This window comes from Pseudomonas sp. GW456-E7, from assembly GCF_059424105.1.
Window position 1 is genome coordinate 125,609 of the sequence record NZ_JBWKZB010000012.1, and the last position, 12,577, is coordinate 138,185.

At 61.9% G+C, this 12,577-nt stretch carries 10 protein-coding genes; 8 read left to right on the plus strand and 2 right to left on the minus strand.

Features of this window, described 5'->3' with window-relative positions:
• Positions 1-9: 9 nt before the first annotated feature.
• Complete coding sequence (locus AC07YV_RS10870) at positions 10-1,167, minus strand: AI-2E family transporter (RefSeq protein WP_102700971.1); 1,158 nt, start codon at positions 1,165-1,167, stop codon at positions 10-12.
• A 575-nt stretch (positions 1,168-1,742) separates the two neighbouring features.
• Here AC07YV_RS10870 and AC07YV_RS10875 point away from each other — a divergent pair.
• The 5 genes from AC07YV_RS10875 (at position 1,743) to AC07YV_RS10895 (ending at position 9,030) form a co-directional block, all read left to right on the plus strand.
• Positions 1,743-2,645 carry a LysR family transcriptional regulator gene (locus tag AC07YV_RS10875; RefSeq protein WP_102700970.1) on the plus strand — a complete coding sequence of 301 codons (903 nt, stop codon included), beginning with the start codon at positions 1,743-1,745 and terminating at the stop codon, positions 2,643-2,645.
• A gap of 126 nt (positions 2,646-2,771) precedes the next feature.
• Positions 2,772-3,398, plus strand: coding sequence for a glutathione S-transferase family protein (locus AC07YV_RS10880; protein WP_102700969.1), 627 nt, complete (start codon positions 2,772-2,774; stop codon positions 3,396-3,398).
• 63 nt (positions 3,399-3,461) lie between these two features.
• The gene (locus tag AC07YV_RS10885; RefSeq protein ID WP_102700968.1) at positions 3,462-5,492 is read left to right on the plus strand and encodes a pyridoxamine 5'-phosphate oxidase family protein; all 2,031 of its coding nucleotides are present in this window, start codon (positions 3,462-3,464) and stop codon (positions 5,490-5,492) included.
• A gap of 237 nt (positions 5,493-5,729) precedes the next feature.
• Positions 5,730-6,926, plus strand: coding sequence for a DUF3142 domain-containing protein (locus AC07YV_RS10890; protein ID WP_102700967.1), 1,197 nt, complete (start codon positions 5,730-5,732; stop codon positions 6,924-6,926).
• Positions 6,913-9,030: a hypothetical protein gene (locus AC07YV_RS10895; protein WP_102700966.1), complete on the plus strand. Its 2,118-nt coding sequence runs from the start codon at positions 6,913-6,915 to the stop codon at positions 9,028-9,030. The genes AC07YV_RS10890 and AC07YV_RS10895 overlap by 14 nt, the downstream gene beginning before the upstream one ends.
• A 3-nt stretch (positions 9,031-9,033) precedes the next feature.
• Here the strand turns inward: AC07YV_RS10895 and AC07YV_RS10900 are convergent, their stop codons facing one another.
• A complete protein-coding gene (locus tag AC07YV_RS10900; RefSeq protein WP_102700965.1) occupies positions 9,034-9,663 on the minus strand; it encodes a LysE family translocator in 630 nt (209 codons plus the stop codon).
• A gap of 146 nt (positions 9,664-9,809) precedes the next feature.
• Here AC07YV_RS10900 and AC07YV_RS10905 point away from each other — a divergent pair, with 146 nt between their 5' ends.
• From AC07YV_RS10905 to AC07YV_RS10915, 3 genes are all read left to right on the plus strand, one after another.
• Positions 9,810-10,283 carry an Lrp/AsnC family transcriptional regulator gene (locus AC07YV_RS10905; protein ID WP_007969928.1) on the plus strand — a complete coding sequence of 158 codons (474 nt, stop codon included), beginning with the start codon at positions 9,810-9,812 and terminating at the stop codon, positions 10,281-10,283.
• A gap of 156 nt (positions 10,284-10,439) precedes the next feature.
• Positions 10,440-11,804, plus strand: coding sequence for a cache domain-containing protein (locus AC07YV_RS10910; RefSeq protein WP_102700964.1), 1,365 nt, complete (start codon positions 10,440-10,442; stop codon positions 11,802-11,804).
• 34 nt (positions 11,805-11,838) lie between these two features.
• Positions 11,839-12,471 (plus strand): response regulator, encoded by a 633-nt coding sequence (locus AC07YV_RS10915; protein ID WP_102700963.1) that lies wholly within the window; start codon positions 11,839-11,841, stop codon positions 12,469-12,471.
• Positions 12,472-12,577: the final 106 nt, after the last annotated feature.

A 12,577-nucleotide genomic window follows, 5' to 3' on the forward strand; every position in this document is an offset into this window, starting at 1 on the left:
GCAAACTCCTCAGAGGGGACGCTGATCGTTCATGGCCTCGATGTGCGGTGTCTCGTTCAACGCCTCGATCTCTGGTGTTTCGTTCAGCAGCTCGGCAGACGGTTGGTCCTGGACCCATTGCCAGAACAGTTGGTAGCCCACCGCCAGCGCAACCGGGCCGATGAACAAACCAATGAAACCACCACTGACCATGCCGCCCAGGGCGCCAATCAGAATCACCGGCATCGGGACATCGACGCCGCGGCCAAGCATCAAGGGTTTGAGGACGTTGTCGGCCATCCCGGCGATGAGGCTATAGATGCCAAACACAACAGTGGCCAGGCTCGTCCCTTCGGTGGCGAAGACATAAGCGATCACCGGAAGGGTCACCAGCAGCACCGGCAATTGCATGATCCCCATCAGCAGCGCAACCATCGCCAGCAAGCCGGCACCGGGGACACCCATGAGCACGAAACCCACACCAACCAGCAACATCTGAATGAACGCGATGCCGACCACGCCCTGGGCCACCGCGCGGATGGTTGCGGTGCAGAGCTCGGTGATGCGTGGGCCACGCTCCGGTCCGGAAAGACGCGAGGTGATGGCCAGGGCGCTTCTTTCGCCGTTTTCGCCATAGGCCATGAACACGCCGGCAATGATCAGGGCGCCGATGAACAACAGAAAACCGACACCAACGTCGGCCATTTTGCCCAGCAAGGTCAGGCCGATGGACTTGATATAGGGCATCAGCTTCATGAGCACGCTGCTCATGTTGGTGGCGGCCTGCATCCAGTAGTCGTAGAGCGGCTGGCCAACAAGTGGCAGGGACGCGATTTTTTCGCTGGGTAGCGGAATATGCAACGTATCGGACTTGAGGATCGCCAGGGTGCCCTGGACCGATTCACTGATCGAGGTGCCCAGCAGGTAGATCGGCACCATCAGCAAGGCCAGGGCGACCACCACGATCAGGGTGGCGGCACGACCGTCCTTGTTGACCACCTTGCGCTTGATCAGCGCATGCAGGGGATACAGGGTGATCGCCAGAATCAGTGCCCAGAGCATGAGGTTGAGGAAGGGGTGGAAGATCTGGAAGCAGAACAGTACCAGCACCGTAATCAGCCCGGCGCGTATCAGTACATCGAGCAAACCACCGGACAGTGCTCTAGCGGAAATGTTAGTGCGCAACATTTTCGAACTCCTTGCGGTGTCACCAGGTTAGCCAGCCAGTTGAAGTTCACTCTTCCCTACCCGTGAATCTTGAACGCAGGATCGATGGTCCGTCGTCCAGGCGTTTACAACTAACGCCTTCTTTCAGGTAGGGAAAATTCAACGAGGTACCTACTAAAACTCAATAGGTAACAGGGTGGCTTGTAGTATAGGAGCAGTCGAATATTCCGCCTGATGACGCAGGCTGGAATTCTGCCGCTGTGGATAGTGTCCGCTGACGAACCCATGCCGGAAGCGAGTGGGGAGTGGAGCCGAAGGCATTTGTTCCCGGTCTGGCATTAGCCGCTTCAGCGGGCGGGGCGGGATCATTGCGGACAGTCGCATCCGTCGCAAGAAAATAACCCTCATTAATTATCAATAATCCCGGGTCCGCTCTTTGAGGTGTGTGCCACGCTTCGTTTTTACGGTGGAGGCGCTAGAGTGCAGTAGCCCGTTGATTTAGTTGATGGTCGGGTGCCCAACTATGTTGTTGGGCGTTCGCGCTTAACATCCCGGTCTTCGGTTGCGATTTATCTATTTGAAATGAGGACATGCCCATGGACCGCTTCCAGGAAATGCAGGTCTTCGCTGCCGTCGCCCAGGAACAGGGTTTTTCGGCGGCGGCGCGGCGTTTGGGTCTGTCGGCGGCCAGTGTCACCCGAGCGGTGGCGGCGCTGGAGCAGCGCATTGGCACACAACTGCTCACGCGTACGACGCGCAGCGTGTATTTGAGTGAGGCCGGTCAGCGATATCTGGAGGACTGTCGGAGAATTCTCGCCGAGGTGCAGGAAGCCGAGGATTCGGCAGCGGGCAGCCATATCCATCCTCGTGGGCAACTGACCATCACCGCACCGGTCTTGTTTGGCGAGCTGTTTGTCACGCCGCTGATGGTGAGCTACCTGACGCAGTTCCCCGAGGTCTGCATCAACGCGCTGCTGGTGGACCGGGTGGTGAGCGTGGTCGAGGAGGGCGTCGATGTGGCCGTCCGCATCGGCGAGCTACCCGACAGCAATCAGCATGCGATTCGCGTGGGTGAGGTGCGGCGGGTGATCTGCGCCTCGCCTCAGTTTCTGGCCAGCCATGGTCAGCCCAGGCATCCACAGGAACTGGCTCAGGGGCCGATCATTGCGACATCGGCCATTGGCCAACTCAGGAGTTGGCCATTCATTGAAGACGGCGAAACCCTGAGTGTGCGGGCTGAACCGCGGCTGGTGGTGACGGCGAATCAGGCGGCCATCACGGCAGCCAGTCTGGGGTTGGGGTTCACGCGGGTGCTGTCTTATCAAGTGGCGAGCAAGGTGGCCGCCGGTGAGCTGGAGATTGTTCTGGCTGACTTCGAACTGCCGCCATTGCCCATCCACGTGCTCTATCAGGGCGGGCGCAAAGCCCCGGCCCGGGTGCGCAGTTTTGTGGATTTCGCGGTCAAGACCCTGCGCGAGCATCCGGCGCTCGAGCGTTGAGTTATTTCACCCAGTGAAATAATGGATTGCGTTTGCTGGTGATTCTGTTGTTTTGCTTGTGAGTGGAAGATACGACCCACCGGCGCTGGCCTTCCTGAACAGCACCACTGACCCGAGGTGTCGACCATGCAAGCGATCAAACTCTACAACTTCCCACGTTCCGGCCATGCGCATCGTGTCGAGTTGATGCTGTCCCTGCTGAAATTGCCGACCGAATTGATCTTCGTTGACCTCGCCAAGGGCGAACACAAGCAACCGGCGTTCCTGGCGCTCAATGCATTCGGTCAGGTGCCGGTCATTGATGACCAGGGCGTGGTGTTGGCCGACTCCAACGCGATTCTGGTGTATCTGGCGCAACAGTACGGCAACGGCCGTTGGCTGCCGGCTGATCCGGTGGGTGCGGCCAACGTCCAGCGCTGGTTGTCGGTGGCCGCCGGCCCGATTGCCTTCGGTCCGGCCCGGGCCCGATTGATCACTGTATTTGGTGCACCTTACAACGCTGAAGAAGTGATTGCCTACGCCCATACCGTGCTCAAGGTGATCGATCACGAACTGGCCGATACAGCGTATCTGGTCGGCACTGAACCGACGATTGCCGACGTCGCCGCCTACAGCTACATCGCCCATGCGCCGGAGGGCAATGTGTCGCTGGACGAGTACCCCAATATTCGCGCGTGGTTGGCCCGTGTCGAAGCCTTGCCAGGTTTTGTCGGCATGCCGCGCACCGTCGCCGGCCTGCAAAAAACTGCCTGATGCTCGCGGCCCGGTGTTGCCGGGCCGCCCCGATCTGCGCCATTGGCGCAAGGGAGAAGCCGTATGGACCGTTCACCCTGGCATGCCGGCGAGAAACAATTGCAGGCGCATGTAGGCGTTGCCGAACGAATGGAGATTTTCGGTCGTAAGGTGATTCGCAGCGAGATGCCGGACCAGCACCGCACCTTCTATCAGCAATTGCCGTTCATGCTGTACGGAGCGGTGGATGGCGACGGTCATCCCTGGGCCAGCATCCTTGAAGGCCAGCCCGGATTCGCACACTCGCCAGCACCTGGCTTGTTGCAGTTCAGCAGCCTGCCTGCCTTTGATGACCCCGCGCAGTTGAGTGACGGCGCGGCCATCGGCCTGTTGGGTATCGAGTTGCATACCCGCCGGCGCAACCGCATCAATGGACATGTCCGTGCCATGACGACTGGCGGTTTCGCGGTGACGGTGGATCAGTCCTTCGGCAATTGCCCACAGTACATTCAGTTGCGCCAGTTTCGTTCGGTGCCGCTGGCCGACCCTGCGACGCGAGTCGCGCAACACTTCAACGAACTGGATGACGCGGCTAAGGCCATGATCGCCGAGGCGGACACGTTCTTCGTTGCCAGCTATGTGGAGGTCGATGGCGAGCGCTCGGTGGATGTATCGCACCGTGGCGGTCAGACCGGTTTCGTACACGTGGAAGGCAATCGCCTGACCATTCCGGACTTCGCCGGCAACCTGCATTTCAACACCTTGGGTAACCTGCTGCTCAATCCCCGGGCCGGGTTGTTGTTCATCGATTTCAATACCGGTGACTTGCTGCAGCTCAGCGGGCGCACCGAAATCATTCTCGAGGGTCCGCAGGTCGAGGCGTTCCAGGGAGCCGAGCGCCTGTGGACAATCGATGTCGAACACGTCGTACGTCGCCCCGCCGCCCTGGCATTACGCTGGCGCTTCGACGGCGTATCACCCACCAGTTTGCTCACCGGTACCTGGGAGCAGGCCGCGGCGCGTTTGCAGGCCAAAGCCCTGGGGGACCAATGGCGGCCGTTGCGGGTGACGCGCATTGAAGCGCAAAGCCACAGCATTCGCTCGATTTACCTGGAGCCCGCCGACGGAGCCGGATTACCGCTTTTCCAGGCCGGGCAGCATTTGCCCCTGCGCTTCAACATTGACGGTGAAGTGCACATCCGCACGTACAGTTTATCGAGCGCCCCGTCCGATGATTTTTTCCGCATCAGCGTGAAGCGCGACGGGCGGGTCTCTACCCATTTGCATGAGCGGATTCGGGTCGGCGACCTGTTGGAGGCGCGGGCGCCGCAAGGGCATTTCACCGTGGCGCCCCATGAGCGTCGGCCACTGGTGTTGCTGGCGGCCGGGGTGGGCATCACGCCGCTGTTGTCGATGCTGCGCGAGGTGGTTTACCAGGGGTTGCGCACCCGGCGTATCCGCCCGACGTGGTTTATCCAGGGTTCGCGTACGCTGGCCGACCAGCCGTTCCGCCGTGAACTGGATCGCTTGCTCGAAGACGCCGGTGACGCGGTGCGGGTGGTGCGAGTGCTCAGCCAACCGGAAGCCGAGGCGGTGCAAGGCGCGGACTTCGACCTCAGTGGGCGGATCGACGTCGCGCTGCTCAAGGAGCTGCTGACAGTCGAGGACTACGATCAGCCGGACTTTGTTGTCTGTGGCCCCGGAAGTTTTACCCAGGCGCTGTACGACGGCTTGCGCGAGCTGGACATTCGCGACTCGCGGATTCACGCCGAAACCTTTGGCCCGTCCACCTTGCGCCGGCGCCCGGACCCCGATGCGGTGGTCATCGAGCAACCACCTGCCGCCACCACGTCGGTGCCCGTGGTGTTCCAGCGCTCGGCCAAGGAAGCGCGCTGGCAGCCGGAGGGCGGCAGTTTGCTGGAGTTGGCGGAAAGCCGTGGCCTGCGCCCGGAATTCAGTTGTCGCGGCGGCTCCTGCGGCACCTGCAAGACGCGTCTGGTCAGCGGTCAGGTGCATTACCCACTGCCGCCAGCGGAGGTGCCGGATGACGGGCAGGTGCTGATTTGCTGTGCGATTCCGGCGCAGGGGGCGCAGCCGTTGGTGCTCGATATCTGAAGGAAGATTACCGCTGAACATTGCCCGCCGGTCGATGGCTGGGTAGGGTAGGGGCAGAACGAAAAAGGGCCGCAGAGGCTAAGACCATTCGGTCAGGCCCCTGACATTGTGGGAGCGGGCTTGCTCGCGAAGGCGTCGTGTCAGTCAACATCAACGTTGCTGACCCACTGCCTTCGCGAGCAAGCCCGCTCCCACAAGGTTTGCGGCCCTTTCTGCATTTCAGGAACAGGCGTTTCAATGGTTTTTTTCACTCGCTCGATCGCCTTGCTGTTGGCGCTGGTGCTGACCGCCGGATGCGAAAGGCACGACGCACCGCCGCTGGATCAGCAACTCTACGTCTGGCAGCGACAGTGGACGCCGGCCCACGACGCCGCCCTCAGAGACAGCCGTGCCGACTTTTCAACGTTGCGGGTGCTGGCCTTGCAGGCCTTCCCCGAGGCCGGCTGGAGCCGTGCCCGCATTGATCCGGTATTGCTCAGGCGCGATGGTCGGCCGGTGATTGCGGTGGTGCGCCTGGACGGGCAGCTCAAGGCACTCGATCAGCAAGAGGTCACCGCACAGATCCATCAGGTGATCAGCGACTGGCAGGGGCAAGGGTTGAACCTCGCTGGCGTAGAAATCGACCACGATGCCGGCAATGCCCGGCTACCTTCGTACCGCGAATTTCTCGCGCATCTGCGTGAAGCATTGCCGACTTCGCTGCCGCTGAGTATCACGGCGCTGCCGTCCTGGCTCGACAGTCATGAACTGCCGGCGTTGTTATCCACAGTCGACAGCAGCGTATTGCAGGTGCACGCGGTGAGCGATCCGCGTCGTGGCTTGTTTGATGCCGATCAGGCCCGGCAATGGGCGAAGGCCTGGAGCCGCGTCACGACAAAACCTTTCTATCTGGCGCTGCCAGCCTACGGCGTGGCGTTGCTGCCGTCGGCGGACGGCGCACCGGTTGTGGAGAGCGAAGTGACGCTGGAGCGCGAAGGCCTGCGCCGGGAATTACTCGCCGATCCGCAGTCACTGCGTACCCTTGGCACCGAACTGCGTGATGATCCACCCGAGCATCTGGCGGGCTTGATCTGGTTTCGCCTGCCATTGGCCAACGACCGCCGGGCCTGGAGCTTGACCACCTTGCGCGCCGTGGCGCGTGCTGATGTCCTCGACAGTCAGTTGACGCTGCAACTCTCGGCCGACAATGGGCTCTATGACATCGGCATCAGCAACCAGGGCAACCTCGACAGCGCCTGGCCCGAACGCCTGACACTCGCGGTCAGCGGCTGTGACGGGGCCGATGCCTTGGCCGGTTACGCGTTGCAACAGCGACCGGATCTGCTTACCTTCACCCGCCTGCGCGATGGCCGAATTCCGGCCGGCGGACAGCGTGCCATCGGTTGGGCTCGCTGCGCACACATTGATCAAGGAGGTTCGAATGTTCACCCGTAACTGGCCGCGTCATTTGCTTTGCCTGAGCCTCAGCATGCCGCTGGGTTCGGCGCTGGCCTGCGGCCCGGATTTCCCCATGCGCCTGCTGGATAACCGTGGCCAGTCGCTGGCGGAACTGCCCGAAGGCAACTTCAGCTTTGAAATCAGCCGCCTCGGCCACGCCATCAACGGCTTGAAGAACGTCACCGCTGGCGCCGACTATAGCGATCAACCTGACGCGGTAGCGCTACGGGATCAGGCCGAACAGGCGGGACTTTCCGCAGAGCAACAAGTGTTGGTTAAACACCTGCGCGGCCTGACGGATGCCCGTCAGGTTGAAACCGAAGGCGCGCAACTGCCGCCCGAACTCAGGTGGTACCTGGCGGGCGCTGTGGCATTTGGCGCGGGTGATAATGCCTTGGCCGCCGGGTATTTCAAGAAAGTCCTGGCCTTGCCCGCCGAGCAACGGGCTTCGCGCAGCACCTGGGCGGCTTACTCGCTGGGGCGCGCGTTGTTCGCCATGAGTGCCGAAGCCAATGCGGCGCCGGATCTGCTCGAACAATCGGCAAAGGCCTTCGAGCAAACCCGGCAACTGAGCATCGACGGCTTCAGCGATCTGCTGGAACTGGGTGTCGCCAGCCTCGGCGAAGAAGCCCGGGTCGTGCGCACTGCCGGTGACTGGAACCGAGCCATCGAGCTGTACGCCACGCAGAATCTGCACGGCTCCGCGGTGGGCTATTCCTCGTTGAAGCTGTTGATGGCGGACCTGATGACGCTGCCGGATGATCAAGTGGCCGAGTTGCTCAAGGGCCAGCCCGTGCAGCAGTTGGTGACTGCGTCCTTGATCAGCCGCTTGGGCTGGTCGTTTGGCGAGCAACCACCGAACGAACAGAAAATGATCAAGCTGTTGCAAAACAGCACGCGCGGCAGTCTCGAAAACGCCGACCGCCTGGCGGCGATGAATTATCAACAGGGCGATTACGCCAGCGCCAAGGCATTCCTCGAGCATGCCGGCGATGGCGGATTGGCCTGGTGGCTGCGGGCAAAACTGGCGGTGCGCGACGGCGACAAAACCGCAGCCGCCGCAGCCTATGCCAAAGCGGCCCAGGCCTTCCCGAAGAATGAATCCTGGGGCGAGCGACGCACTCCGGACTACGACTACGAAACGCTTCAGCCCAAATGCCGGGTCGAGGGTGAAAGTGCGATCCTCGCCCTGCAACGCGGGGATTACCTGCAAGCCTTCGATCAGCTGTATCGCAGCCAAAGCATTTACTGGTTCGACGCCGCCACTGTTGCCGAGCGCGTGTTGACCCTCGAAGAACTCAAGCACTACGTCGACACCCAAGTGCCGGCCCCGCCACCGCTCACCCAGCAGGAACGTGACAACTACGTGCCCTTGCCAGTGGCAGCGAGCCTGCGCAATTTGCTGGGGCGGCGTTTGTTGCGCGAAGGCCATTACGAGCAAGCGCTGGCGTACTTCGATAATGACGGCTTGCGGCACAAGGCCAGGTTGTACGGCGAGCAACGCCAGGCGGCAGATTCAGCCTGGTGGCCGACCCGTCGCGCCGCTGCACTGTTCAATGCCGCCTGGACGGCGCGTGAGTGGGGCATGGATATCCTGGGCTACGAAATGGCGCCGGATTACGCCACGTTCGGCGGCAATTACATCCTCGAAAACGCCGAACTCAAGGTCGGCCCATTGATGGCCGAGGACGAAGTGAAGCGTCAGCAGGCCAGCGCCGCCCAGCCCGATCAGCGTTATCACTATCGCTTCGTGGCCACGGCGCTGGCGAGCAGGGCGGCGGATAACTTGCCTCACACCAGTCAGGCGTTTGCGGCGGTGCTGTGCGAGGCCTCGGGGTGGAACAGCAGCCTTGAAGAGCAAAGTGCGATTTATCAGCGTTATGTCAAAGAAGGGCCTTACGTGGAATGGGCCGCCGACTTCGGCCACCAATGCCCGTACCCCGACTTCGAGAACGCCGACAAGCGCTACGTGACTCAAGTCACCGACGCGGCGCGTTCGGCCTTGCGCCCGTACAAGACGCCGTTGCAGGTCGGTAGCGTACTGGCGTTCGCGGCAGTCGCGCTGTTGCTGTTCAAGCGTCGCCGCCGCAAGGCGCCATGAGGTTCAAGCCTGTTGCACAAAGGTCAGCCGCACGGCGAAACCGATCAACAGGCTGCCGAACAACCATTGTTGCAGGCGCTGGGCTGAAGGGCTGCGTTGCAGCCAACGGCCGAGTGCCGCGCCGATCAGGGCGTAAGCGCTGTCGAACAGCAGACCGACACCGACCAGCACCACGCCCAGGGTCGCAAATTGTCCGAGCACCGGCCCGGCCTGTGGGTTGATGAATTGCGGTAGCAGCACCGAGCAGAACAACAGTGCCTTGGGGTTGAGCAGGTTGGTCAGCAATCCGCGCCGGATGGCTATGCTCCAGCGCGGTTTTTCGCCGGTTGTGTCGGCGTTTCCGAGGTTCGGCAGCATCGTCGTTCGCAGGCACTGAATGCCGATCCACAGCAGGTACGCGGCGCCGGCCAGGCGCACCACATCGAAGGTCCAGGGCGCCGCCTTGAACAGTGCCGCCAGCCCCAGCGCGGCCAGTCCCACATGACAACCCCGGGCGATGCCCAAACCCACGGCGGTGGCCAGCGCGGCGCCTTTGCCCTGGCGAGCACCCGTCTGCAACAGCAGGATCATGTCAGGCCCCGGCAACAGATAGACCACCGCCAGCGCCATGAAAAACATCCAGAGTCCGTCCACGTTGCACCCCCATTCGTTGTCGATTCGGTAGTGCCAGTCTAGGGCCGGAGGGCAGGGCAGGTGCTTGCGTTGTCAGCTACTATCGGGGGCTGTATTGGCATAATCTGCCACTTTCTTTCACATGCACCATCGGAATCTGCCAAGCCATGAAACTCGACGCCTATGACCGCAAGATTCTCGCCGCACTGCAACGGGACGGCCGCCTGAGCAATGTGCAACTGGCAGACGAGATCGGCCTGTCGGCATCGCCGTGCTTGCGCCGGGTACGGATGCTTGAAGAAGCGGGGGTGATTCGCGGCTATCAGGCCAATCTGGATCGCGACGAAGTGGGGTTGGGGCTGACGGTGTTTGTCGGGGTCAAGGTCGAGCGCCATAACGACGAACAGGCCGAAGCCTTTCGCCTGGCGGTGACAGCATTGCCCGAGGTGATTTCGGCGTTTCTGGTATCAGGGGAGTCGGACTTTCTGCTGCAGGTGGTGGTGCCGGACCTGCGTGCCTATGACCGGTTTCTCACCGGGCGTTTGTTGAAGCTGCCGGGTGTGAGCGACATCCGCAGCAATTTTGCGATTCATACGGTGAAGGCGCCGGGGGCGTTGCCGTTGGAGCATTTGCCGCTCTAGACCGAGTTGCCTGATTCGCGAGCAAGCCCGCTCCCACATTGGTTTTGCATTTCATCTGACCGATATTCGGGCCGACAGTCATTCCGTCCAGCAACGCTACTGGCCGAACGCCTCTTTGGCATATGATCCCCAGCCTTCGCGCGGGCAGGAGTCAATATGCAGCTCAAACACAAGATCGTCGCCCTCGGGATTCTGCCGCTGGTGCTGGCCATTGCCGTCATCTGCGCGCTGGTGATTTCCCTCAACCGCCAATTGGGCGATCAACAGGCGCAACTGATCGAAGACAGCATTCTGGCGAGCAAGCGTGCGGAACTGAAAAACTACGTGGAAATGGCCCAGAGCCTGATCGCCCCGCTGTACGACGACGGCCATGGCGACGCCCGCGCCCAGCAGCAAGTGCTGGAAGAACTGCGCAAGCTCAGCTTCGGCATCAACGGCTACTTCTTCGTCTACGACTACGAAGGCCGCAGCCTGATGCATGCGCGCCAATCGGACCTGGTGGGCCAGTACCTGTGGGACATGAAGGATCCCCACGGCCTGCCGGTGATTCAAGCGCTGCTGAAAAGCGCGCAATCCGGTGAAGGCTTCCAACGCTACGCCTGGAACAAGCCCTCCTCCGGCCAGGTGACCGACAAGCTCGCCTACGTGGTGATGCTTGACCGCTGGGGCTGGATGCTCGGCACCGGCATCTACCTCGAAGACGTCGAGCGCGCCACCCAGCAGGCCCGTGCCGAAGTGGCCATGGGCATCCGCAAGACCATGATGGCGATTGCCGTGGTCGCACTGGTCGCGGTGCTGTTCGTCTTCGCCACCGGCATGACCCTCAACGTCAGCGAGCATCGCCTGGCGGACAAGAAACTGCAGCGCCTGACCCAGCGCATCGTCAGCCTGCAGGAAGAGGAACGATCCCGGGTGTCCCGCGAGTTGCACGACGGCGTCAGCCAGGTGTTGGTCTCGATCAAGTTCCAGTTCGAACTGGCCAGCCATCTGCTGGAAAGCGGACAAGCCCAGGACAAGGGCCTGAACACCCTGAAGGACGCCACCGAACGCCTGGGCGATGCCATCGGTGAAGTGCGCAGCCTCTCCCACGACCTGCGCTCATCCTTGCTCGACACCCTCGGCCTGCCGGCGGCCATCGGCCAATTGGCGGCCGAATTCGAGCAGCGCAGCGGGCTGACCGTGACCTACGACGAAAATGAATTCGACTGCCAACTGGTCGACGGCGCGGCGGTGTCGCTGTTCCGCATCGTCCAGGAAGGCCTGACCAATATCGAACGCCACGCCCAGGCGAAGCACGTGTCCATTACACTGCGCGGCTGCGACGAGTCCGTGCGGCTGACGCTGGTCGATGACGGCATCGGTTTCAACGTCGCCCAGGTCGAACGTCGTCAGGCCGGCATTGGCTTGCGTAACATCCGCGAACGCGTCGAACATTATGGCGGGCGCTTCGACTTGATCTCGATGCCGGGCAGAAGTGAGCTGGACGTACGACTGCCGATGAAGCCTGGCGCAAAACACTGAGCCGGCCCCACCACTACAAGAGTGAATAGTTGCGATGAACCTGCCCTCCCCGATCCGCATCGCCCTGGTCGACGATCACTCCCTGGTGCGCGACGGCATCAAGGCACTGCTGGCCGTGATGTCGCCCCTGGAAGTGGTCGGCGAAGCGGAAAACGGCGCCGACGCCATCGACATGGTCGGGCGCTGCCAGCCGGACCTGCTGCTGGTCGACATCAGCCTGCCGGACATGAACGGCCTGGAACTGACCCGCGTGCTGCGCAGCCAGTACCCGTCGCTCAAGGTGCTGGTGCTGAGCATGTACGACAATTACGAATACGTCAGTGAGTCGGTACGCTCCGGCGCCAGCGGCTACGTACTGAAAAACGCCCCGTCACGGGAAATCATCGCCGCCATCGAAGCCATCACCAGCGGCGGGACCTTCTACAGCGCCGACATCGCACAGCGGCTGATCGCCGACAGGAACTCCGACAACGAACTGACCCCGAGGGAAAGCCAGGTGCTGTCGAAGATGGCGCAAGGGCTGAACAACAAGGAAATGGCCCGGGAACTGGACATCAGCGTGCGCACGGTGGAAACACACCGCCTGAGCATCCGCCGCAAGCTCAACATCGACAAACCGGCGGCGCTGGTCAAATACGCCATCGACCACGGCCTCATATCCCGCTAACCCCCCGCCCCCTGTGGCCACCGCAAAAACCTGTGGGAGCGGGCTTGCTCGCGATAGCGGTGGGTCAGTCGACATGTATGTTGGATGTGACTCAGTCATCGCGAGC

What these genes read in the sequence shown, in the direction of transcription:
- AC07YV_RS10915 (WP_102700963.1), top strand. Translation starts at nt 11,839, where the DNA reads ATGAACCTGCCCTCCCCGATCCGCATCGCCCTGGTCGACGATCACTCC.
- AC07YV_RS10895 (WP_102700966.1), top strand. Translation starts at nt 6,913, where the DNA reads ATGTTCACCCGTAACTGGCCGCGTCATTTGCTTTGCCTGAGCCTCAGC.
- AC07YV_RS10890 (WP_102700967.1), top strand. Translation starts at nt 5,730, where the DNA reads ATGGTTTTTTTCACTCGCTCGATCGCCTTGCTGTTGGCGCTGGTGCTG.
- AC07YV_RS10885 (WP_102700968.1), top strand. Translation starts at nt 3,462, where the DNA reads ATGGACCGTTCACCCTGGCATGCCGGCGAGAAACAATTGCAGGCGCAT.
- AC07YV_RS10905 (WP_007969928.1), top strand. Translation starts at nt 9,810, where the DNA reads ATGAAACTCGACGCCTATGACCGCAAGATTCTCGCCGCACTGCAACGG.
- AC07YV_RS10910 (WP_102700964.1), top strand. Translation starts at nt 10,440, where the DNA reads ATGCAGCTCAAACACAAGATCGTCGCCCTCGGGATTCTGCCGCTGGTG.
- AC07YV_RS10875 (WP_102700970.1), top strand. Translation starts at nt 1,743, where the DNA reads ATGGACCGCTTCCAGGAAATGCAGGTCTTCGCTGCCGTCGCCCAGGAA.
- AC07YV_RS10880 (WP_102700969.1), top strand. Translation starts at nt 2,772, where the DNA reads ATGCAAGCGATCAAACTCTACAACTTCCCACGTTCCGGCCATGCGCAT.
- AC07YV_RS10870 (WP_102700971.1), bottom strand. Translation starts at nt 1,167, where the DNA reads ATGTTGCGCACTAACATTTCCGCTAGAGCACTGTCCGGTGGTTTGCTC.